Origin of the sequence: Terrabacter sp. Soil810 (assembly GCF_001429645.1) — a bacterium.
Taxonomy (GTDB): domain Bacteria; phylum Actinomycetota; class Actinomycetes; order Actinomycetales; family Dermatophilaceae; genus Terrabacter.
Genome location: NZ_LMSW01000014.1, coordinates 310,662 through 333,711 on the forward strand (window position 1 = coordinate 310,662; position 23,050 = coordinate 333,711).

The 23,050-nt window shown below is 71.2% G+C and carries 17 protein-coding genes; 12 read left to right on the forward strand and 5 right to left on the reverse strand.

Annotation, left to right across the window (positions count from 1 at the left end; all coding sequences use genetic code 11):
• Nucleotide 1: 1 nt before the first annotated feature.
• The gene (locus ASG96_RS19765; protein ID WP_057589063.1) at nucleotides 2-3,481 is read right to left on the reverse strand and encodes a GH36-type glycosyl hydrolase domain-containing protein; all 3,480 of its coding nucleotides are present in this window, start codon (nucleotides 3,479-3,481) and stop codon (nucleotides 2-4) included.
• Between the two features lie 189 nt (nucleotides 3,482-3,670).
• Here ASG96_RS19765 and ASG96_RS19770 point away from each other — a divergent pair, with 189 nt between their 5' ends.
• From ASG96_RS19770 to ASG96_RS19815, 10 genes are all read left to right on the forward strand, one after another.
• A complete protein-coding gene (locus ASG96_RS19770; protein ID WP_057589064.1) occupies nucleotides 3,671-5,353 on the forward strand; it encodes an ABC transporter substrate-binding protein in 1,683 nt (560 codons plus the stop codon).
• A 61-nt stretch (nucleotides 5,354-5,414) separates the two neighbouring features.
• A complete protein-coding gene (locus ASG96_RS19775; RefSeq protein ID WP_056754821.1) occupies nucleotides 5,415-6,401 on the forward strand; it encodes an ABC transporter permease in 987 nt (328 codons plus the stop codon).
• Nucleotides 6,401-7,351, forward strand: coding sequence for an ABC transporter permease (locus ASG96_RS19780; RefSeq protein WP_235509237.1), 951 nt, complete (start codon nucleotides 6,401-6,403; stop codon nucleotides 7,349-7,351). The genes ASG96_RS19775 and ASG96_RS19780 overlap by 1 nt, the downstream gene beginning before the upstream one ends.
• Nucleotides 7,348-9,201, forward strand: a complete 1,854-nt coding sequence (locus ASG96_RS19785) for an ABC transporter ATP-binding protein (protein ID WP_056754824.1) — start codon at nucleotides 7,348-7,350, stop codon at nucleotides 9,199-9,201. Before ASG96_RS19780 ends, ASG96_RS19785 begins: the two co-directional genes overlap by 4 nt.
• Nucleotides 9,202-9,359: 158 nt before the next feature.
• On the forward strand, nucleotides 9,360-10,406 hold the full coding sequence (locus ASG96_RS19790; protein ID WP_057589065.1) for a LacI family DNA-binding transcriptional regulator: 1,047 nt from the start codon (nucleotides 9,360-9,362) through the stop codon (nucleotides 10,404-10,406).
• Nucleotides 10,407-11,200: 794 nt separating this feature from the next.
• Complete coding sequence (locus ASG96_RS23680) at nucleotides 11,201-11,686, forward strand: glucoamylase family protein (protein WP_255359607.1); 486 nt, start codon at nucleotides 11,201-11,203, stop codon at nucleotides 11,684-11,686.
• Nucleotides 11,687-11,809: 123 nt separating this feature from the next.
• Nucleotides 11,810-12,286, forward strand: a complete 477-nt coding sequence (locus ASG96_RS19800; RefSeq protein WP_056754836.1) for a hypothetical protein — start codon at nucleotides 11,810-11,812, stop codon at nucleotides 12,284-12,286.
• Between the two features lie 151 nt (nucleotides 12,287-12,437).
• Nucleotides 12,438-13,763, forward strand: coding sequence for an ABC transporter substrate-binding protein (locus tag ASG96_RS19805; RefSeq protein WP_200962726.1), 1,326 nt, complete (start codon nucleotides 12,438-12,440; stop codon nucleotides 13,761-13,763).
• Nucleotides 13,764-14,047: 284 nt separating this feature from the next.
• Nucleotides 14,048-14,773, forward strand: a complete 726-nt coding sequence (locus ASG96_RS19810) for a carbohydrate ABC transporter permease (RefSeq protein WP_157611064.1) — start codon at nucleotides 14,048-14,050, stop codon at nucleotides 14,771-14,773.
• Nucleotides 14,773-15,624, forward strand: a complete 852-nt coding sequence (locus ASG96_RS19815; protein ID WP_056754842.1) for a carbohydrate ABC transporter permease — start codon at nucleotides 14,773-14,775, stop codon at nucleotides 15,622-15,624. The genes ASG96_RS19810 and ASG96_RS19815 overlap by 1 nt, the downstream gene beginning before the upstream one ends.
• An 89-nt stretch (nucleotides 15,625-15,713) precedes the next feature.
• Here ASG96_RS19815 and ASG96_RS19820 read toward each other — a convergent pair whose 3' ends face one another.
• Together ASG96_RS19820 and ASG96_RS19825 are read right to left on the reverse strand one after the other, a co-directional pair.
• Nucleotides 15,714-16,046, reverse strand: coding sequence for a cupin domain-containing protein (locus ASG96_RS19820; protein WP_056754846.1), 333 nt, complete (start codon nucleotides 16,044-16,046; stop codon nucleotides 15,714-15,716).
• A gap of 82 nt (nucleotides 16,047-16,128) precedes the next feature.
• A complete protein-coding gene (locus ASG96_RS19825) occupies nucleotides 16,129-16,503 on the reverse strand; it encodes a hypothetical protein (protein WP_057589067.1) in 375 nt (124 codons plus the stop codon).
• Between the two features lie 151 nt (nucleotides 16,504-16,654).
• Between ASG96_RS19825 and ASG96_RS19830 the strand changes: the two genes are divergently transcribed.
• Nucleotides 16,655-17,110, forward strand: a complete 456-nt coding sequence (locus ASG96_RS19830) for a hypothetical protein (RefSeq protein ID WP_056754852.1) — start codon at nucleotides 16,655-16,657, stop codon at nucleotides 17,108-17,110.
• Nucleotides 17,111-17,150: 40 nt separating this feature from the next.
• Here ASG96_RS19830 and ASG96_RS19835 read toward each other — a convergent pair whose 3' ends face one another.
• The gene (locus ASG96_RS19835; protein ID WP_057589068.1) at nucleotides 17,151-18,272 is read right to left on the reverse strand and encodes a carbohydrate kinase family protein; all 1,122 of its coding nucleotides are present in this window, start codon (nucleotides 18,270-18,272) and stop codon (nucleotides 17,151-17,153) included.
• A 153-nt stretch (nucleotides 18,273-18,425) separates the two neighbouring features.
• Between ASG96_RS19835 and ASG96_RS19840 the strand changes: the two genes are divergently transcribed.
• On the forward strand, nucleotides 18,426-19,787 hold the full coding sequence (locus ASG96_RS19840) for a 6-phospho-beta-glucosidase (RefSeq protein ID WP_057589069.1): 1,362 nt from the start codon (nucleotides 18,426-18,428) through the stop codon (nucleotides 19,785-19,787).
• A 19-nt stretch (nucleotides 19,788-19,806) separates the two neighbouring features.
• On the opposite strand, the gene ASG96_RS19845 is transcribed toward ASG96_RS19840, so the two are convergent.
• On the reverse strand, nucleotides 19,807-22,977 hold the full coding sequence (locus tag ASG96_RS19845) for a discoidin domain-containing protein (RefSeq protein WP_057589070.1): 3,171 nt from the start codon (nucleotides 22,975-22,977) through the stop codon (nucleotides 19,807-19,809).
• Between the last annotated feature and the right edge of the window lie 73 nt (nucleotides 22,978-23,050).

Here is a 23,050-nt window from a genome sequence, read left to right on the forward strand (position 1 = left end):
GTCAGTGGGTCTCCACGAGAATCTCGATGGTGGGTTCGGTGGTCCGGGTGCCGTGGTCGCCGTCCGGCGCCGGGGCCGCGAGCAGGTCGGCGGCCCGCACGGCCGCTCCCGCCCGGCGGTAGGGGTTGGTCAGCGGGCGCAGGCGCAGCTCGCGCCCACCCACGCAGACCCGCCGGACGCCGTGGCCCACGGGCCCGACGACGTAGCGGACCGTGAGGTCGCTGCCGGCGAGCGGCAACCGGGCCGTGAGCTCGCTCGCCCCCGTCTCGCCGTTCGGCGGCAGCACCGGGTCGATCTCGACGTCGTCGCCGCGCTGCCGGATGCCGAGCAGCACCTCGGTGACGAGGCGGAGCACGAGTCCGGGGCCGGAGGAGTAGACGCGCCACCCGCCCTCGAGCGGCACGTCGCCGGCCATGAGGGCGGCATACCGCTCGGACGCGTCGTAGCGGTCGGTGAAGGCGCCGTCGGACGACGAGTAGTAGCACGTCGTCTGGCGCGGGCGGGCTTGTGGCACCAGCGAGTCCAGCCCCACGGGACTCGCCTTGGCGAGGGCGTTGAGCAGCGCGGCACCGTCACCGACGCGGGCCAGCGCCTCGGCGTAGCGCAGGTGGGCGTGCATGTACATGAGGCCGATCTCGCGGCCCCAGAAGGTGCTCGCCTCGGCGCGCTGGAAGACCGTCATCGGCCCGCCGACGTAGCTGACCGGGCGGTCGAAGAGACGCGCGCCGTCAGGCCCGAGGAGGTGCTCCTCGATGAGGTCGAGGTGGTGGCGGGCCTGCTCGGGCGTCAGCAGGTCGGCGCCGATCGCGTGGATCCAGGGCAGCACGCCGTAGCGCAGGCCGGTGCGCTCGTCGGTGGGGTGGACGAGCGGCTCGAGGCGGCCGTCCTCGTGCTGCAGCAGGTAGCCGGGAAGCACGGGGTCGGCGGCGAGCTGGTCGAGCAGGGCGTCGTGGGTGCGCTCGGCGAGCTCGTCCGCGTCGGCGGCGAGCGCCGTCGTGCCGCCCGGTGCACCGACCGCGTGGAGCCCCTCGGCGAGGGTGCGCAGCGACTGCGTCTGGAGCACGGCCGTCCACGTGGAGACGAGGTGGGCGGCGAGGTGCGGGTCGGCCGGCTGGAGCGAGTCGTTCCAGTCGCCGTGGCCGTATGCCGGCAGCGGGCTCCCGGGGACCGTGCACTCGGCGATGCGCGCCACGGCACGCCGCAGGTGCTCGGCCACGGTCGCCGGCTCGCCGAGCGCCTCGTCGCCGACGAACGCGACCGTCTCGTCGAGGAGGCTCGCGTCACCGGTCGTGCGCAGGTAGTCGCCGGCCGCGAGGACGGGCCAGAAGACGACGTCGCCGTGCGAGTCCTGCTGGCCGGTCTCGGGTAGCGGGGGGAGGAACTCGAACGCCTGCGGCCAGTCCCCGCGGGCGTTCTGGGCGCGGAAGACGCGCAGCAGCACGTCGCGGACGGCGTCCTGCCGACCGAGCGCGGTCAGCAGGCCGACCGGTCCCTGGCAGACGTCGCGTGTGCCCCACGCGCCGCCGGAGAACTGCTCGAGGCCGCGCGGCGAGAGGTAGTGGACGAAGGCGTTGTGCGCGAACCACGGCAGAGCGGCGGAGAGGTTCGCGGCCTGGGACCCGGCGTCGCCGAGCGATGACCCGTCGAGGCTGACCGCGTGGCCGGCCTTGTCCCAGAAAGCCGCTCCGAGGTGCTCGCCGGTGGGGACGACCTCGCCGACCGCCGCGTCACCGGCCCCCGGCGCGGAGCCGACGACGACCTCGAGCTGCTCGCTCGGGTCGAACAGGACGGTGACCCAGCCCGGGCCGCGCCCGACGCCGTCGGCCTGGAGCCGGGCGTCGCCGACCTGCGGCGTGCCCGGGCCGCTCCACGAGATGCGCCACGGCCTCGGGTCGTGCGCCGTCGTGACCTCGACGTGGTCGCCCTCGGTCGCCACAGAGGGTGCCTCGGAGAGGTCGTCGGCCACCTGCATGGCGAGGAGCACCCGGCGCGGGGCCGCGCCGCGCTGCCCGACCGACAGCGTTAGGGCGTGCTCGTCGGCGGGGGCGCTCGAGGTCACGGTGAGCAGGGGACCGGACGCGGCGGCATACCACCACGTGCAGTGGTCGAGCCCGGTGAACCACGCGCTCGGCGTCTCTAGAAGGCTCCAGGTGCCGTCGGCGTCCTCGACGAAGAGCCGGAGGCCGTGGGCGCGCTGGAGGCCGAGGTAGGTGCGGCGACCCGTCACGACGGGGTTGCGTCCGACGTGCCCGCGGGTGATCTGCGAGTGGAAGGTGCCGGCCATCCAGACCGTCGACGCGAGGGAGCGCGAGTCGGGGGTGAAGGCGTCGCCCGTGCGGAGCAGGTGCCCGTGCGGGCGCAGGACCGCGAGCTCCTTGGCGGGCGTGACGAGCTGGCCGCCGCGGACGGTCCACGCGAGCTCGGTGCCGTCGTCGGCCGACTCGACGTGGGTCCGACCGTCGAGCAGGCCGGCGTCGTCGAGCTCGGCGCGGTCGAGGGGCCGCGACGCGAAGCCGGGGCTGGAGGACCACAGGGTCGCAGGGGTCGCGGCGTCGGCCCTGTCACCCGCCCTGTCACCCGCCCCGTCACCCGCGCCCCGCCGGCCGTGGGCGCCGTCGCCCGCCGGCGCCCACGGGGTCGGAGTGGCGGCCAGTGCGACGTCGGCCCAGCGGGCGTCGGCGTCGGACGTGGCCTCGGGATGGTCCTCGAGGACGATGCCCCAGAAGCCGGTGCGGTGGGTGTCGGCCGGTGCGATGAGGGCCGGGGCGTCCTGCAGGGCGATGAGCGAGTGCTCGTGCTGGAGGCGCGCGCTCGGCAGCTCCGGGGCGTCGAGCCCGGGCCAGGCCACGCCGCGCCCGGTGCGCTCGACGAGCTGGAGGGCGTCGGTCGCCCAGCCGGCGCCCGTGCCGACCGTGCCGACCATGAGCCACGGCACGCGCTCGCCGGGCATGTTCTGACGGACCGCGACCGCGGTGCCGTGGTCGGCCGTCGCGACCGGGGTGATGTCGAGGTACTGGCTGACGTAGTACTCGTTCACGCGGACGTTGCCGAGGGGCGCGAGGGCGGGGTCGTGGGTCAGGAGCGCGTCGGCCGTCACGGGCTCGCCCGTCGTGTTCGTCAGCTCGAGGTCCCAGTGCCACGTCGGCGTGGCCGGTGACCCGTCACCGAGCTGGAGGGTGAGGGAGTAGGCGAGTCCCTCGTGCCGGCCCCTGACGGTGACGGAGCCGTCGCCTGGGGTGACCACCGAGCCGCTGCCGGGCCCCAGCAGGGCCCGACGACGTATGCCGTCCGGCCGGTGCACGCGCAGGTGGACGTTCGTCAGGCCCGCCTCTGCGACGGTCGCGGGGTGCAGCAGCAGGCTGGTGCCGAAGGCCTCGAGACGGCGCAAGGCACCGTTGTCGAGCACCTCGGCGGAGAGCGTGGAGCTGCCCTCCGGGGTGAGGACCGTGGGGGCGGTCAGGACGGCGTTGTCGTCGAGCACCTTTCATTCCTACCAGCGGGCCTGATTTCGCTCCAGAGCGAATCCCCTTGAAAACAAATGAAAGTCAGGGCACGCACAAAGGACCCCATGAAAGTAGTTACATGCCTCCAGAGCGTTGACAGTCGTCATGAGCGCGCCCATAACCTGACGGAAATCCCGCCCTTGATGAAGGACTGACGGAGGTCTGCAATGACGCTGACTCGCACGAAACCCCTGTTGATCGTGACCGGCCTCACCGCCGCCCTGGCCCTGACCGGCTGTGCCGGCAGTGCGAAACAGAAGGAGAGCGACGGCGCAGCCGGCGCCGGCGGGATGATCGCCCAGCTGACGTTCCCTTCGGAGGCAGACGCGTCCGTCGGCAGCCTCGCGAACTACAACCCCTACGCACCGAAGCCACTGACGACGACGTGGCTCTACGAGCAGCTCATCGTGCGCAACGCGCTCACCTGCGAGGAGACTCCGTGGCTGGCCGAGAAGGCCACCTGGGAGGGCGGCGAGAAGCTCACCTTCGACATCCGGCAGGGTGTCAAGTGGACCGACGGCCAGCCGTTCACCGCCAAGGACGTCGCCTTCACCTTCAACCTCATGAAGCAGTATCCGGCGCTCGACAAGCCCGGTGTCTGGACGTCGACCTTCGGTGCGCCGGCCACCAGCGTGACGGCGGAGGGCAACAAGGTCGTCTTCGCCTTCTCCGGGAACGCCGCCCCCAAGTACGACGGGATCATCGCGTCGAAGATCCTGCCCGAGCACATCTACTCCAAGGTCGGCGACCCGACCAAGTACGTCGACAAGACGCCGGTGTCCACCGGCCCCTTCAAGGTGGGCAGCTTCAACGGCCGCCAGCTCGTCCTCGAGCGCCGGCCGGACTACTGGCAGGCCGACAAGATCAAGGTGAAGAAGCTCGTCCTCGAGGGCCAGTACGACGCCTCGCAGGCGGCTCTCAAGCTGCGGTCCGGTCAGCTCGACGCCTACTTCGGTGAGATCCCCAACCCGGAGAAGACCTTCGTCAGCGCGGACCCCAAGAACAACCACTTCTACTACGCGCCCAACGGGATGTCGGTGCTCACGGGCAACAACGAGAAGCCGCCGTTCAACGACGCCAAGTTCCGCGAGGCCATCTCCTACGCCATGAACAAGCAGGAGATGTCGCTCAAGGCCACCTACGGCGTCATGAAGCCGGCGAGCCAGACCGGCCTCAAGCTGCCGTCCATGGACAAGCTGCTCCCTGCGCAGTACGCCGGCAAGGACACCGTCATGCCGTACGACCTCGCGAAGGCGGGCGAGCTGCTCGACGCCGCGGGCTACAAGAAGGGGCCCGACGGCAAGCGCACGAACCCGGACGGCTCGCCGCTCGCGGTCAACTTCTCGGTACAGGCCGGCTGGATCGACTACCAGGCCGTCGCCGACGTGGCGGTCAAGGGGCTGAACGACCTCGGCATCACGTCCAAGGTCACCGCTTCCGCACCGGACTCGGTGGACGGTCAGAAGAAGACCGGCGACTACCAGCTGATGATCGAGTACCTGCACGGTGGTTGCGAGCTCGCCAAGAACCTCGGCACCAAGCTCTCGAGCACCCAGATCCCGACGAAGACCGAGGTGCTGCCCAACGTCCAGCGCTTCAAGGACCCGGCGGTCGACGCGGCGGTCACGAAGCTCGCCGGCGACACGGACCGGGAGAGCCAGAAGACCGATCTCGCGCCCCTGGTCGACACGATGATGACGCAGTACCCGGTCACGTCGCTGATCTACGCCCCGGCCCGCGTCATCTACCGCACGGACAAGGCGGTCGGCTGGCCGAGCGAGCAGGACCCGTATGCGAACCCGCAGGACGACAAGCTCCTCATGCTGACCCACCTCACCGCCCCGAAGTGACCATCTCCATCTCAGTCGGGGCGGCCGCCAAGGTCGCCCCGGCTCGGGCAGGGAGGCCCGCATGACGTACTTCGCGCGGAAGTTCGGCTTCTTCCTGGCCACCCTCTGGGCGGTCGTCACCCTGAACTTCCTCATCCCACGACTGCAGCCCGGTGACCCGGCGGAGATCATGGTGAAGCGGATGGCCGGCAAGGACGCCGCCCTGGACCAGGCCCAGGTCGAGGCGATGCGGGCCATGCTCGGCACGCCGACGGATTCGCTGTGGCACCAGTACCTCTCGTATCTGGGCGAGCTCATCCACGGCAACTTCGGTCTCTCCTACACCTACTACCCGTTCCCGGTGACAGAGGTCATCGCCCAGGCGTTCTGGTGGACGATCGTGCTCGTGACGGTCGCCCAGGTGCTCTCGTTCGTCGGTGGGGTCGTGCTCGGGGCGTATGCCGCGTGGCGGCGCAACTCGCGCTTCGACTCGGTGGTGACGCTCGGGTCGACCTTCCTCGGCACCCTCCAGGTGTTCTGGGTCAGCCTGCTGCTGCTCTACGTCTTCGGCTACAGCCTCGGCTGGTTCCCGACGTCGGGCGGCTACGAGGAGGCGACCCCGGGCTGGAACTGGCCGTTCATCCAGGAGGCGATCTCGCACTCGTTCCTGCCGGCGTTCGCCCTGCTCATCGTCACACCGATCGGCTGGATCCTCGGCATGCGCAACACGATGATCATGAACCTCGGCGAGGACTACATCCGGCTCGCCAAGGCCAAGGGACTCCCCGACCGCGACGTCGCCCTGAAGTACGCCGCGCGAAACGCCTTGCTGCCCAGCGTCACCGGCTTCGCGCTCGCACTCGGCGGCGTGCTGGGCGGGGCGATCCTCGTCGAGACGGTCTTCGACTACCCCGGCCTCGGACGTCTCATGGGTGAGGCCGTCGAGCAGAAGGACTACCCGTTGTTGCAGGCGCTCATGCTCCTGACCACGGTCGGCGTGCTCGTCGCCAACCTCGCCGCAGACCTGCTCTACGGCGTGCTCGACCCACGAGCAAGGAGGGCTGAATGATGAACGCCAACACCACCCCCGTACCGACCCCGGGCGAGGAATTCATGGCCGCGGGGGAGGCCGGCCAGGAGCTCGCCGTCGAGCAGGTCAGCGACGCCGAGACACCTGACCGGTGGTGGCAGGTGATCTGGAGCAGCAGGAAGGCCCGGGTCGGCGTCATCATCCTCGCGATCTACGTGCTCGTGGCCGTCTTCGCCCCCCTGATCGCCCCCCACGACCCGCTCGACGGCTCGTTCGAGCCGCTCGCCGGCCCGAGCTCTACCAACTGGCTGGGCACGACGACGAGCGGCCAGGACATCGCGTCTCAGCTGATCTACGGCACCCGGATCTCCTTGCTGGTCGGGCTCTTCGGCGGTCTCTTCGCCACCGTGATCGCCACCTTCATCGGCCTCATCTCGGGTTACGCGGAGGGCACTCTGCTCGACGACGGGCTGTCCTTCCTGACCAACGTCTTCCTGGTCATCCCCGTCTTCCCGCTCATCATCACCCTCGTCGCCTACTCGGAGGTGCGCGGACTCTGGCTCATCGTGGGCGTCGTCGCGATCACCTCCTGGGCCGGAGCGGCCCGTGCGAAGCGCTCCCAGATCATCACGTTGCGCAACCGCGACTTCGTCACCGCGGCGAAGTTCTCGGGCGAGGGAACGTGGCGCATCGTCTTCCGGGAGATCATGCCCAACATGAGCTCACTCGTGCTGGCGAGCTTCGTCGGTGCCGCGACCGGTGCCATCGCCGCCGAGGCGGGCCTCGCGGCCCTCGGCCTCGGTGACAGCCGGAGCGTCTCGTGGGGCACCATGCTCTACCAGTCCAACGCGCAGGGGGCCATCGCCCAGGGACTGTGGCTGTGGGTCTTCGTGCCAGGCCTCGTTCTCGCCATCCTCATGACTGCGACGACGTTCATCAACTTCGGCGTCGACCTGCTGAGCAACCCCCACCTCCGGGAGGACGCATGACACTCCTCGACGTCCGCGACCTCAGCGTCCGCTACGAGCCCAAGGCCTCCCGGCCCCTCGACGCCGTCCAAGGGGTCACCTTCTCGATCGAACCGGGCGAGTTCGTCGGACTCATCGGCGAGTCCGGCTCGGGCAAGACGACCCTGGGCACCGCAGTGCTGCGCCTGCTGCAGCGGCCCGGTCGCATCAGCGGTGGCTCGATCGAGTTCAACGGGACCGACATCACGGACCTCCCGGAGGACGAGCTGCGCTCGCTGCGCTGGCGTGACCTCTCGACGGTCTTCCAGAGCAGCATGAACTCGCTCAACCCCGTCGTCCGGGTGGAGGGCCAGTTCCGTGACGCCATCGAGCAGCACTCGTCCCTGCGCGGCGAGGCGGTGACACGACGCATCCGTGAGCTCTTCGACATGGTCATCATCGACCCGAAGTTCATGACCGCCTTCCCGCACGAGCTCTCCGGGGGCATGCGCCAACGGGTCAACCTCGCGCTGGCTCTGGCGCTGGACCCGAAGTTCATCCTGCTCGACGAGCCCACCACCGGGCTCGATGTCGTCGTGCAGCACTCGATCCTCGAGAACGTCCGGCGCCTGCAGGCCGAGCAGGGCTTCGCGGTCCTGTTCATCAGCCACGACATCGGCACCGTGCTCGACCTCTCGGACCGCATCCTCGTGATGTATGCCGGCCGCATCGTCGAGGACCAGAGCGCCGGCGCGCTGCTACGCGAACCCCTGCACCCGTACACGAAGGGTCTGCTCGGGTCGTACGGCGACCCACGCGACGAGATCGTCAAGATCACGTACGTCCCGGGTCGGCCGCCGGACCTCAGCCGCTCCATGGTCGGATGCAGCTTCGCTCCGAGATGCCCAGAGCGGATCCAGGTCTGTCTGGAGGAGGACCCGCCGCTCGTGCCGCTGAACGGTGGGCGCGCGGCGTGCCACGTCGCCGTGCTCCAGCGCGCAGAGGACGGCGCCGAGACGTTCGGGGAGCCGAAGCGCGGGTTCGAGGGACCGCAGTTCGTCAAGACCGCCGACGAGTCCCGGAGCGCCCTGACCAACGAGGTCGTGCTCTCGGTCGAGAACGTCTCGAAGGTCTTCGAGCGCCGTCGGGGGCTCACCGTCACACGCACGCAAGCCGTCAGTGATGTCAGCTTCGAGCTGCGGCGGGGCGAGGTGACGGCGCTCGTGGGGCAGAGCGGCAGCGGAAAGTCGACCCTGGCCAAGATGATCACCGGCGTGGAGACCCCGACTCAGGGCCGCATCGTGTTCCACGGCCCGGACGGCGACCGGCTCGTCTCGGGATTCAAGGGCAGGGCCCTGCGCGCCTATCGCAGCGACGTCCAGATGGTCTTCCAGGACCCGTACAGCTCGATCAACCCGGCCAAGCGACTCGGCTACGTCCTGTCCCGCCCGCTGGTCAACTACCAGGGACTGAAGGGTGAGGAGCTGCGCGAGCGGGTCAAGGAGCTGCTGGAACGGGTCGCCCTGACGCCGGCCGAGCGGTTCATCAACCGCTACGGCTACGAGCTGTCCGGTGGCCAGCGCCAGCGCGTCATCATCGCGAAGGCGCTCGCCGTCGAGCCCGAGATCATCGTCGCCGACGAGCCGATCTCCAGCCTCGACGTGTCGATCCGTGCCGAGATCCTCGAGCTGCTCAACGACCTGGTCAAGGAGAACGACGTCAGCATCCTCTACATCACCCACGACCTGCTCAGCGCCCGCATGCTCTCCGACGAGGTCATCGTCCTCAACGGCGGCAAGGTCGTCGAGAAGGGGCCGACCCTCGGAGTCATCCGTGCCCCCAAGGACGACTACACGCGCAGCCTGCTCGATGCGATCCCCAACCCGTTCTGACGCGCCGGTCGGGAGGACCTCCTGCACGTCGCGGCGGGGTGGTCCGGGAGGGAGCCCCGGACCACCCCNGTCGGCGAAGGTGACGCCGAGGCGGTCTGCGTCCGGCTTGTGAAGCGTGGCGGCGCCGTGCACAGTTGACCCCGGGAGAGGGAGCCTGGGTGTCCACTGAGCACGACGACGCGCGACCGGTCACGATCTACACCGTGGCCGAGCGGGCCGGCGTGTCCATCGCCACCGTCTCGCGCGTGCTGAGCGGGTCGACCCCGGCGTCGGCGATGACCCGGCAGCGGGTGCTGCGGGCCGTCGAGGACCTCGAGTACGTCCCGCTGCGCGCCGGCCGACCCGTCGACGTGCCGTCCCACGAGACGCACGGCCTCGTCCTGCCGGGCCTGCGCGGGCCCTACTACTCCGAGCTGCTGTCGGGCTTCGAGTCCACGGCCGCGCGCGAGGGGCAGTCGGTCGTCGTCGTCGTGTGCGACGCGTCGAAGGACGCCGAGGCCTCGGTACGCAAGATCCTCGGCCGGGTCGACGGCATCGTCATCGCCAACGACACGATCAGCGACACGATGGTGCGCCAGATCGTGCGCTCCACCCCGACGGTGCTCGTCGCGCGCGACGCCATCGAGGGCTGCGACTCGGTGCAGGTCGAGAACTTCATCAGCTCGGCCGAGCTGACCCGGCACCTGCTCGAGCACGACCGCACCCGGCTCGTCTTCGTCGGCGACCCCGACACCTCTCACGACGTCTCGGAGCGCTACCGCGGCTTCCAGCACGCCCTGACGCGCAAACGCGGGGCCGAGGTGGCCGGTCCGATCCGGGTGCAGTACGAGGAGACGTCGGGCCGTCGTGTCATGGAGGGGCTGCGCGAGGCCGAGGCGGCGGGAGCCGAGATCGACGGGCTCGTCTGTGCCAACGACGAGCTCGCGCTCGCGACGATGGTGCTGCTGGGCCGCGAGGGCCGGCGCGTGCCGGACGACATCGCGGTGGTCGGCTTCGACGACATCATGACCTCGCGCTACCTCGCCCCCGGCCTGACGACGGTGCAGCAGCCGATGCGCGAGCTCGGACGGTGGGCCGCGATCCGGCTCCACGAGCGCATCTCCGGTCGCACGTTCGACGTGCACCCCCAGGTCCTGCCCACCCGCATGGTCGTCCGTGGCTCGTGCGGCTGCGACTGGGACCAGACCTCCGTCGTCAGCGACTGACGCCTTCCGCTCCCCGTGCTCCTCGGCGGCCCCATCGACCGCCACGACGCACCTCGGCACGCTCACCCCGATCCCGTATGCCGGTTCGCGGCGGTCCGTCGGACCGTTGCCACCGTCTCCGCCCCAGGACCCAAGGATCTCCGTATGCCTGACCGCACCCTCCTGCTCCGCTGGGCCGCCGACACCTGGCGCTCCTTCGAGGCCATGACCGACCCCGGCACCGGCCTGCCGACCGACAGCATCGCCGCCTCGCTCGACCCCGCGACCCGCAGCGGCTACGACCGCTCGGGCGCCCTGCTGCGGCAGATGCCCGACAGCGGTCACGAGATCCAGCAGTTCCTCTCCAGCGTCGACAACGGCTGGCTCGCGGCCGGGCTCATGGTGGCCGCGGCAGCCGAGCCCGCAGTGGCGCCCGAGGCGCACACCGAGCTGCACCGGACGGACTTCGGCGCCTTCCACGACGCCGCAGCCGGGCCGAGTGGACCCGGTGGACGGCTGACCGGAGGCTTCTGGGTCGACGACCCGTTCCGGCCGACGCGTCGGGCCGCGTTCGTGCCCGGGCACGCGGAGGTGCTCCACACCGTGCACCACTACGACCTGCTCGACTCCGAGCCTCGCATCGCGAGCTACGTCGGCATCGCCCACGGCCAGATCCCGCCCGAGCACTACGCCTCGCTCGACACCAGGGTGCGCCACTACCGCGGCCGCGACGTCGTGCCGACGTTCGGCGGGTCGATGTTCGAGGCGCTCATGCCGACGATCTTCGTCCCCGAGTCGACGTGGGCACCCGACACGTGGGGCGTCAACGAGGCGCGCACGTGGCGCTGCAGCGGGAGTACGCGCTCGACGAGAAGGACTACGACTACTGGGGATTCAGCCCGTCGGCCTGCCCCGGCGAGGGCTACTCGGTGTTCGGCGTCCCACCGATCGCGTCGGAGGCGGAGGGCTACCCGAGCGAGCGGGACGGCGAGGTCGTCGTCACGCCGCACGCGTCGGCGATGGCACTCATGGTCGAGCCCGACGCGGCGGCGGACAACCTCGCGCGCATCGAGCGCGACCTCGGCGCCTACGGTCCGGGCGGCTTCATCGACGCCGTCGACACGCGTACCGGCCGGCACGCCGGACGGCATCTCTCGCTCGACCAGTCGATGGTGCTCGGTGCCCTCGCCGACGTCCTCGCCGACGGCTGCCTCCGGCGCTGGTTCTGCACGCCCGCGGTCGAGGCCGTCCTGCGCCCTGTCGTCGCCGCCCGCCGGATGCCCCTGACCGGACCTGCCTGAGAGCACCTGACAGGCCGGTCGTGGAGTCCTTCCGGCACGTGGTGCCGGGAGGACTCCACGACCCCCGGCCCGGACCGGCCGTACTCTGGTCGTGTCCCTTCGGACGAGAGGTGGGGCGCGGACGTGACGCAGTGGCGTGAGCAGTGGTCGGACCAGGAGTGGTTCACGCTGCGACTCGCGCCCGTGTGGGTGCTGAGCGCCCTCGCCGGCCGGGTCCGCTTCGACGACGACGAGCGCGGCGCCTTCTGGGACGCCGTCACCGACGCAGCCCTGCGCAGCACCGGTCCCGGGCGTGAGCTGCTGGGCACGGCCGCAGCCGAGCGCCGGTGGCTCTTCGACGAGTTCGAGCTCGACGGCCGTCCCGTCGTCTCGGGCCTGCTCTCCGTGACGCGCCTGCTCGAACGCATGGACCCCGACACACGGACCGACGTCCGGTCGAGCATCCTGCGCGTCGGTGCGGGCGTGGCCCTGGCCCGTGGCCACTTCGGCCGCCGCATGACGCTCGAGGACGAGCAGACTCTGCTCCTCGTCGAGCAGCTGCTCCAGACGGCCCCTGAGACCCTGAGCGACAACCCGCTCAACTCCCCGGCCACCATCTGAACCGCGCCGGCGTCGGGGAGTGGCCCATCCGGCATACGCGGAGGTAACGGGCATACGATCGCCGGGTGGGCGAGGTCGAGCAGACTGGCCGACCGCCCGTCGTGGTGAACGGTGCCCGCACACCCGGGCAGGAAGGACGCAGGGGAACCTCATGTCAGACAAGGAGATCGGCCGCGGGATCGGCCAGGCCCTCGGAAGCCACCTCAGCCGGCGCTCGCTCTTCGCGCTCGGTGGTGCCGCCGCCGTGACGGGTGTGCTCGCCGCGTGCGGCAGCAACACCGGACGCGAGCCGGCAGCCACCGGCGGGGCGACCGGCGGTGGCAGCGGCGCCACGCTGAACCAGTGGTACCACCAGTACGGCGAGGCCGGCACGCAGCAGGCCGTCGAGAGGTACGCCGCCGCCTACAAGGACGCGACCGTCAAGGTCGGCTGGAAGCCCGGCGACTACGACCAGTCCACGGCCGCCTCACTGCTCACCGACGCCGGGCCCGACGTCTTCGAGTACGGCAACGGCCCGACGATCGACATGATCAAGGGCGGCCAGGTCGTCGACCTCACCGACCTCGTCGGAGACACGAAGTCCGACTTCAACCCGAGCATCCTCGAGCGGATGACCTACGAGGGCAAGACGTATGCCATCCCGCAGGTCGTCGACATGCAGCTGCTCGTCTACCGGAAGTCGCTGCTCGACAAGGCCGGCATCGCCCCGCCCCAGACCATCGACGAGCTCATCGCCGCGGCGAAGAAGCTGACGCAGGGCAACGTCAAGGGTCTCTTCCTCGGCAACGACGGCGGTGCCGGCCTCATGGGCGGCCCGATGCTGTGGTCGGCGGGGCTCGACTACCTCACCGCGGACAACCAGTTCGGCTTCGACGACCCGCGGGCCGCGACCGCCCTCGGCAAGCTCCGCGAGATGTGGGACGCCAAGGTGCTGCTCCTCGGGGCGCCCAAGGACTGGTTCGACCCGTCCGCCCTCACCGCCGGCCTCACCGCGATGCAGTTCACCGGCCTGTGGACCTTCCCCGACCTCAAGAAGGGCCTCGGCGACGACTTCGGCGTCATGGCCTGGCCCGCCCTCGACGGCAGCGGCAAGGCCTCGGTGCCCGTCGGCGCCTACGGCTCGTGCGTCAGCGCCAAGAGCAAGGACGTCGAGGCGGCCAAGAAGTTCGCCAAGTGGCTGTGGATCGACCAGACCGCCTACCAGCTCGACTTCGCGACGGCCTACGGCTTCCACATCCCGTCCCGGACGAGCCTCATCAGCCAGGCGACGACCCTGAAGGAAGGGCAGGCGGCCGAGGCGGCCAAGCTCGCCACCGACGTCGGCCACGCGCAGAGCCCGATCCTGTGGACGCCCAAGTGCGCCACGGCCTTCGGTGACGCGATGAACCGCATCGTCAAGGAGGGCGCCGACCCGGCCGGCGAGATCGCCAAGGTCAAGACGGTGGCCGACGCCGAGCTGAAGCGGGTCCTCGCCTGACAGCGCAGGCCGACCCGGCGGCATACGACAGCGCCGCGCAGCGGGAGGCGGCCGAGCGGGCGACGGGATCTCGACCAGCCGGGTCACCGAGGCCGTCGCTCGGTCGCCGCCTGCGCGGGCGCCAGGACCGCAACCTGTGGTTCTGGGTCTTCGTCGGGCCGTTCGTCATCGGGCTGGTCGTCTTCGTCTACGTCCCGATCGCCTGGTCGATCTACCTGTCGTTCTTCGAGTCGTACAACACGGTCACGCCCACGACGTTCGTCGGCGTCGGCAACTACGTCGACATGCTGCGCGACCCGGCGTTCCGCAACAGCCTGCTGACCTTCCTCGCCTTCGCCGTCTTCATCGTGCCGACGACGTTCGTCATCTCGCTCGGCGCGGCCCTGCTCGTCGCGCGCACCCGCGTCATGCAGTCGTTCTTCCGGTCGGTCTTCTTCCTGCCGACGGCGTGCTCCTACGTCGTCGCGGCGCTCGTCTGGAAGATGTCGATCTTCAGCGGCATCCGCTCGGGTCTCGCGAACGCGGTGCTCGGCTGGTTCGGCATCGACTCGATCCCGTGGCTGAGCCTCGCCGAGCCGCCGTGGTACTGGCTCGTCATCGTCACGGCACGGCTCTGGCTGCAGGTCGGCTTCTACATGATCCTCTTCCTCGCCGGCATCCAGCGGATCAGCCCGACGCTCTACGAGGCGGCCGCGATCGACGGCGCCGAGGGGTGGAAGGTCTTCCGCCACATCACCCTGCCGCAACTGCGCGCCACGTCGACGGCGGTGCTGCTGCTCCTGCTCATCAACGCGTTCCAGGCGTTCGACGAGTTCTACAACATCCTGTCGACGTTCGGCACCTACCCGCCCTACGCGCGACCGCCGCTCGTCTACCTCTACTACACGGCGCTCGGCTCGGGCCAGGACTTCGGCCACGGGTCCGCGGGCGCCGTCATCCTCACCCTCATCATCGCGATCGTCGCGGTAGTGCAGGGCCGCATCCTCCGACTCGGCGACAGGGGCGACTGATGGCGATCGTCCGGAGCAAGCGGCAGTCGCGGATCACCGGGTGGGCCCGCTACAGCGCCCTCGTCGCGGCGGCGCTGCTCTTCCTCGTCCCCTTCTACCTGCTCGTGCGCAGCGCGTTCATGCGCGAGCAGGACCTCGGGTCGCCCGACTTCCACTGGCTGCCGCCGGTCTGGGAGACCTCCAACCTCACCGGCCTCTTCGACAACCCGGCGATCCCGATGGCGCGCAGCCTGCTCAACTCGGGCCTCATCGCGGTGACCCAGACGGTCGGCGTGCTCGTCGTCTCGGGCCTCGCCGGCTACGGCCTGGCCCGCATCCCCTACCGCTGGTCCAACGCCGTCTTCTACACGATCACCGCGACGCTCCTCATCCCCGCAGCCGTGACGTTCGTGCCCAGCTTCGTGCTCGTCTCGACGCTCGGCTGGATCTCGACGCTGCGCGGCCTCATCATCCCGGGCCTCTTCCAGGCGCTCGCGACGTTCCTCTTCCGGCAGTTCTTCCTCGGCTTCCCCAAGGAGATCGAGGAGGCGGCCTTCATCGACGGCCTCGGCTACTGGGGCACCTTCTGGAAGATCGTCGTCCCCAACTCGATGGGCTTCGTCGCGGCCATCGGCACGATCACCTTCATCGGCTCGTGGAACGCCTTCCTCTGGCCGCTCGTCATCGGCCGCGACCAGGAGTCGTGGACCGTGCAGATCGCGCTCTCGACCTTCCTCACGGCGCAGTCGGTCCAGGTCAGCCAGCTCTTCATGGCGGCCCTCGTCGCGATCGTGCCGCTGCTGCTGATGTTCCTCTTCCTCCAGCGCTGGATCGTCGAGGGCGTCGAGCGCACCGGCATCGCCGGCGACTGAGTGCGGTGGATCGCCGGCGCCTGGTGCCGATGATCCACCGCGCCACCGATGCGTAGCGGCGACCGACGGCGTATGCCGTGCAGCCCGGGTCAGGGCAGCTTGGCGACCGTGAGCAGCACGGCAGAGTCTTCGAGCGCCTCGAGCGAGTGGCGAGCCTGCGGGACGACGAGCAGGTCACCCGGCGCGCCCTCCCAGGCCGCGTCGGCCGTGCTGATGCGCACCCGTCCGCGCAACACCTGCACCGTCGCCTCACCGGGGTTCTCGTGCTCGGTCATCGACCGACCTGCAGCCAGCGCGACGACGGTCTGGCGCAGCACGTGCTCGTGGCCGCCGTAGACCGTGTCGGCGCCGCGACCGCTCGAGGTCGTCGTGGCGTGCTCGATCAGCTCCCGGGCGAGGGCGGTCAAGGACGACTTCTCCATGCACTCACCATGGCACCCCGGGGCCCGGCCGTCGATGGTGCCGACGCCACCCGTGGCGTATGCCGTGCGGCCGGCAGTCCGCTCAGCGCACCCTGCGGAGGTGGTCGGGGGCCGGCATCCGGCGCACCTCGACGCTCCAGAAGCGGATGACGAGCGGGTAGGCAGGCACGAGCGTGACGTGGTGCTCGAACCCGCCGTCCTCGGTGGGCACGACCTCGGAGCGCTCGACCTCAGCGGCGGCGGCGACGGCGCGGTCGAGGTCGCGCCGGTTGGTGTGGAGCACGACGGCGCCGACGTACGTGAGCGTGGCCAGCTCGTGGCCACGGTCGGTGTCACCGGCGAGGAGGGTCCACGAGAACGAGTCGCCGGCGATCGACCAGTCCTGCACCTGCGCGGCATGGAGGTCGAGGGCCGCGAGGTCGCTGACGTCGGCGGGCAGCTCGGGCAGTTCGGGCACGTCACCATCGTGCCCGTTGACCGCCGGTCACGGTCGGACCCTTGCACCCCGATCCGGCTCACGCGCGAGCAGCTCCGTGGGCAATGCCACCATCTGGCGGTGGGGGACCCGGACCGTGCCACGATGACAGGAGAAGGCGAGGTGTCGGCACATGGACCTGGATGCACTGCTTCTGACCGTCGAGGAGGGTGTGCTCGACGAGGCCTACTCCGCGCTGCAGCGCTCGCAGGTCACGCACTACGAGCTCGCGGGGGAGGCGCTCACCCGGCAACGCCTGGCCGAGCTCTTCCACCTCGTGGTCGGTGCCATCGGCACCCGCCAGCTGGGCGACCTGAGCCAGCACGTCGAGCAGATCGCGGTCGAGCGCTTCAACCACGGCTTCGACATCTCTGAGGTCCAGGTCGCCTTCAACGCCTTGGAGGAGGCGATGTGGCGACGGGTGGTCGCAGCCTCGCCACCCGACGAGCTGGCCGAGGCGATCGGTCTGCTGAGCACCGTCCTGGGGTTCGGCAAGGATGTGCTCACGCGGACGTACGTCTCCCTCGCCTCCAAGCAGCACGTGGCCTCGCTCGACCTCTCCGAGCTCTTCGGTGGCGCGGCCTCCTGATGCCGGTCCGCGGCCACGTTTTCCCCACCAGGGCTGAGGGTCAGTCGAGGTCCTGCACGTCGGCGCGCTTGGCGATCGTCGCGGTCGCCCGGCGGCAGGCCATGACGGGCACGCGCGGCACGATCTCGTCGAGGAAGCCGAAGCGCCGGCGGAGGGAGCGGTGGTACGCGTCGCCGCTCGTGTCGGAGACGAGCGCGGTCCACCAGTCGGCGAGGTCGCCCCAGCCGGGTGCCGCGAGCGAGCCGCCGTACTGCTGGAGCGCGAGGCCGGCGCAGAGGCTCGCGAAGGTCATCCGCTGCTCGAGCGGCCACTCGGCGAGGGTGCCGACGAGCAGGGCTGCCCCGAAGACGTCGCCGGCCCCGGTGGGGTCGACCTCCTGGACGCGGAGCGACGGGACGCGCGCCTCCTCGCCGGTGCGGGCGTCGATGCCGAGCGCCCCGTCGGCGCCGTCGGTGACGATCGCGACGGGCACCCGGTCGGCGAGGGCGTAGACGGCTTCGACCGGGGAGCCGGTGCCGGTGTAGGCCATCGCCTCGACGGCGTTCGGCATGAAGACGTCGCAGCGCTCGAGCCGGTCGAGAACGTGGGGCGACCACTGCTCCTTGGGGTCCCAGCCGACGTCGGCGAAGACGAGCGCCCCGTTGTCGCGGGCCCGGTCGACCCACGTGGGGCCGTCCGCGCCGAAGGCCTCGTCCTCGCCGAGGTCGACCATGACGGCGCGCGACCGCGGGGGCGTCCCGATGAGCTCGCTCGCGGGGACGGGCGAGGGGTGCCCGTGCGAGACCATGCTGCGGTCCCGGTCGACCGACATCGAGACGGTGACGGGGCTGTGCCAGTCGGCGAAGCGGCGGCTGCGCGCGAGGTCGATGCCCTCCTGCTCCGCGAGGGTGCGCCAGCAGAAGTCGCCGTAGTCGTCGTCGCTGAACGCGGCCGCGAGGCCGGTGCGCAGCCCGAGCCGGCGGGTGGCGACGGCGAGGTTGGCGATGCCGCCCGGGCACGACGCGAGCCCCTCGGCCCACACCTCGGTGCCCGGCTTGGGTGCGCTGGGCAGCCCGGCGAAGATCATGTCGAGGAAGACAGTGCCCCAGACGAACACGTCGAGCGGCGGATCGTCGTCCGTGCGACGGGACGCGAGCGGGTCGAACGTGTGGTTGAGAGGCACGTCTCCATGATCCCGCACCCGCGCCCGCGACTCGCCGGGTTTCCCGCCGACGTATGCCGTGTGGCCGCCTCCCGGGGCACCGCCGGGCCGGCGCCCCGTCCCGTCGGGTGGCCCCGCCGTCACACCTTGGTACGGTCCGAGGGTGGTGCTGCCATGAAGCTGGTCATCCTCGGCGGGGGCGGGTTCCGCGTGCCGCTCGTCCACGGTGCGCTGCTGCGCGACACCGCGGACCGCCGCGTCACCGAGGTCGTCCTCCACGACACGGACAGTGCCCGGCTCGACGTCATGCAGCGGGTCCTCGCGGCCCAGGCCGCCCTGCACCCGCGCGGCCCGGTCCTGCCGCCCTCGGTCACGGCGACGACCGACCTCGACGCGGCGCTCGCGGGCGCCGACTTCGTCTTCTCGGCGATGCGGGTCGGGGGCCTCGAGGGTCGCACCGCCGACGAGCGGATCGCCCTCGACCTGGGGCTCCTCGGCCAGGAGACGACCGGCCCCGGCGGCGTCGGCTACGGCCTGCGCACCGTGCCGGTCGCGCTCGACGTCGCCGAACGCGTACGCCGTCTGGCCCCCGACGCGTGGGTCATCAACTTCACCAACCCGGCCGGTCTCGTGACCCAGGCGATGCAGTCGGTGCTCGGCGACCGGGTCGTCGGCATCTGCGACTCGCCGCTGGGCCTCGCCAAGCGGGCCGCCGGCGCGCTCGGGCACGACCTCGACGACCTCGAGATCGACTACGCCGGGCTCAACCACCTCGGCTGGCTCACCGGCCTGCGCCTCGACGGCCGCGACCTGCTCCCCGACCTCCTCGCGGACGAGCCCGCGCTCGGCGCCATCGAGGAGGGACAGCTCTTCGGCACCGAGTGGCTGCGGTCGCTCGGGTCCCTGCCCAACGAGTACCTCTTCTACTACTACTTCACGCGCGACGCGATCGCCCAGATCACCGGGGCGCCGCAGACCCGCGGTGAGTACCTCGTCGGCCAGCAGGCCGACTTCTATGCCGGGGTCGCCGGCGCGCCCGAGCAGGCCTGGCAGCGCTGGGATGCCGTGCGCCGCGACCGCAACGCGACCTACATGCAGGAGACCCGCGAGGGCGACGACGGGCAGGCGCACGAGCGCGCCGAGGCCGACGTCGAGGGCGGCGGCTACGAGGGCGTGGCGCTCGCCCTCATGGCGGCGATCGCCCGCGACGAGCCGGCGCGCCTCATCCTCAACGTCCGCAACGAGGGCGCCGTCGCGGGGCTGCCGGACGACGCGGTCGTCGAGGTGCCGTGCCGGGTCGATGCCGCCGGGCCCGTGCCGGTCGCGGTCAGCCCTCTGCCCGGTCATGCCCTCGGCCTCGTGCAGCAGGTCAAGGCCGTCGACGAGCTCGTCATCCGGGCCGCCGTCGAACAGTCGAGATCCCTTGCGGTGCAAGCGTTCGCCCTGCACCCGCTCGTCGACTCGGTCACGGTCGCGCGCGAGTTGCTGACCGCATACGCACGCCGTCTCCCCGAGCACTACCGACGCCTGGCGTAGACCCCCCGGCGCCCCGTGGTCAGCCGGGCGTCACCGAGAAGGACACGACGGTGACCCGCTTGCCCGAGTCGCCGGGTGTCGTCACCTCCAGCGCGACGTACCGCGCCGACGTGTCGAGCCGGACGGCACCCAGCACCACGCCGGGGTCGACACGACCCACCCGGCGGAAGGTGAGCCCGTCGTCGGACACCTCGACGGAGCCGGTGCCCGGAGCGGTCCCCCAGTCGACGACCGCGCGTCCGAGAGCCGTCGACGACCCCAGGTCCACGACCATCCTGCCGGAGCCGGTGACCTCCCACGCCGTCGTGGCGTCCCCGTCCACGGCCGCCGCGGGCGAGGTCATCGTCGCGGGCAGGGGTGAGGTCGGGAAGGTCTGACGGGTGAGTGCGAGGTCGTCGAGGGGGTATGCCGTGCCGCTCACCCTCGCGGTCGTCGTGCGGGTGCGCGACACCGTCACGCGTCGGCGCTCGCCGTTCGCGAACGCGACCTCGACCTGGCCGTCGATGCCGCTCAGGCGGGCGGTCACGGCATCGTCGACCGTGACGACCAGCCGCTCCGCCGGCCGGCCTCCGCCGATCGCCGAGACCGTCGCCCGGGGCGCCAGCACCACGCCCGACGACGAGCCGAGCGCCGCCGTCAGCACGCTGCCGTCGCCGGTGATGCGCTGCGTGCCCTCGTAGCAGTGGACGGCACCGTCGGCAGCCAGCGCGATGTCGGTGTCCACGTCCGCGTCGGTGAGGTTGACGATGCTGAGATGCCCACCCGCGAGGGACGCCGTGACGCCCGGCGTCGCAGGCTGGGGCGCGTCCGCCTCGGCCGCATCCGCGAGCCGCGCGAGGTCGGCGGACCGGACGTCCGGGAGGCCTTCGACGACGATGCCGGCGCTCCCCGCGGCCGGACCGGCCGACAGGGTGAGGATGCTGTCACCGACCTCGATCGGGTTGGCCGAGCCGCGCACGAGGAAGCCGACCCGGTCGTCGATGCCGACCCAGCGGGAGCTGCGCAGCACGCGAGGGTAGGCGGCCCGCGTCGTCCACGTGGTGCCGTCGTCCGAGGTCTGCACGACGTAGGCGCGGCCGGCCGCGGCCTCCCAGTCGATGGTCACCTGACCGACCGCCGTCGGAGTGCCCAGGTCGACGGCGAGCCAGCTGTCGGCGCGCGGCCGGTCGGCCCGCGACACCGCCCAGCGGGTCGTCGAGTCGGCGTCGGTCGCCAGGGACGCAGCGCGGCCCGTGTCGCTCGACGACGCCGTGGTCGGGCGCCGGGCGGCGAGGTCCGCCCCGTCGGGGGCCGAACGCACCTCGAAGGAGATGACCGAGTAGCCGTAGGTCGGGTCCGGCGTCACGCCGAGCATCCGCACGTGACGTGCCGTCACCGACCCGGCGACGTCGACGACGTCTCGGCGTGCGACCCCGGCCGGGAGGCCACCCTGTGCGTCGGCGGCCTTGGCTTCCAGCGTGCCGTCCGCGGTGACGAAGGTTCGGGTGCCGTCGAGCCCGCGCACGCCGGGCATCGTCAGGTTGTGCAGCCCGAACGTGCCTTCGCGGTCGGCCACCCCGGAGCTGGTCAAGACGACCTCGCCACCGGGCAACGTGGCGAGCCCGACGCGTCCGGCGGAGCCGAGGGTGAGCACGGTGACCGACGCGTCGTAGCCGTCCCGCGCGGCGGCATAGGTGCGCGCACTCCGGGCGGTCACGCCGAGGTTGGTGCGAGGGAGGTACATCGGTGACGTGCCGCCGAGGTTGAAGAACCAGTCGTCGTGGTCCGGCTGCCACGCGAGCTTGACGAAGCCGGCTTTGCTGATCGCGCCGGCCCAGGCCCGCGGGCTCTGGTGCGACACGATGCCGGGGCCCGAGCCGAGGTCGACCGCCCCGGTGCCGGCGGCATACAGCTCCTCCGACGTCAGGGGCTCGGGGCCCCCGCCGTGCGCGGCTCGCCACTCGTGGAGCAGGAAGCTGATCGCGACCTCTGCCCGTGCCTCGGGCTCGTACTTCGGCTCACCGGAGAACTTCGTCAGCCGGTGCTCCGGTGGGTAGGCGAGGTAGGGCAGGAGCCGGTCGGCGAGGTCGGCCTCCGAGCGGGCAGCCGCCCGGTCACCGAGGACCTGCGCGAGGAAGGCGAGCGGGATGACGTCGCGTCCGTAGAGGTGCTCGCGGTCGTCCACGAGCGGCATGAGCGGCTCGCCGGCGTCGCTCATGAACCCGACGAGCCGGTTCCACAGGGGCTCACCGTTGGGCTGACGGGTCAGCACCTCGGGCAGCGGACGCCCGGCGACGAGGAAGTGCGCGGCGTTGCGCCCGGACGTGCGCCACATCTCCGACTGGTAGTGCGGACCGAAGGAGCCGTGGTTCTCGACGACGAACGTGTCATGGACGTTGTGGGCCGTGTTCGTGAGCACCGGGATGCCGTCGACGACCGTCGGGTTGGCCGCGTCGGCCTGCGGGAGGCTCCCCTCGTTGCGGCTCCAGCGTCCGTAGGCGGCGAACCAGTCCTGCCAGCGCGCGTCGTCGGGCGCCCAGGCGAGACCTGGGGCGAGGGACTGCGCGTAGACACCCATCTCCTCCAGCTTCGTGTCACCGACCCAGCCGCCCTTGAGGCCGTTGGGGGTCCACGAGCCGGACGCCGGGTCGTCGCCCGTGCCGAGCGAGGTCGTGTACGCGGCCTGCTCGACGGCGACCGCCCGCATGCGGTCGCGGGTCGTCTCGTCGAGCTCGTCCCAGAGCAGGCGTGCGGCGAGCTGGACGTAGAGCTGGAAGGTCGTGTCGAAGAAGAGCGTGCGGCCCCACTCGGTGCCGCCGACGTTCCGGTTGGACGCCGCGAAGTGCCTGAGGCTCGCCAGGGTGCGTGCGCGCAGTGTGGCCTCGTCGACCCCCGCCTCGTCGGGGTCGTAACCCCCGCGGGTGAGCAGTACGGCGTGCCCGAGGACGACCGCGAAGCCGAAGTCGGTCGTGCGGTAGTGCCCGGCCGCCGCGTCCCACTGGGTCTCGGACCATCGCGTGTGGCGCAGCAGCGCCCGGTGGTAGGTCTGGGCCACCGGGTCGGCGTCGAGCCACCCGTCCGGTGCGGCGAGCGGCGCGGACAGACCGAGCGCCGAGGCCGGTGATGCCTGGACGCCGGGAAGGCACGCGGCCACACCTCCCGCTCCGAGGAGCCCGAGGAAGCGACGGCGCGAGGTGACGGTCGTTGTCATGGCGTGATCCTTCGACCGTGTCAGAGGGTCAGTCAACGGTCCGTCACGGTGCTGTCCGATCAGGACAGGGGGA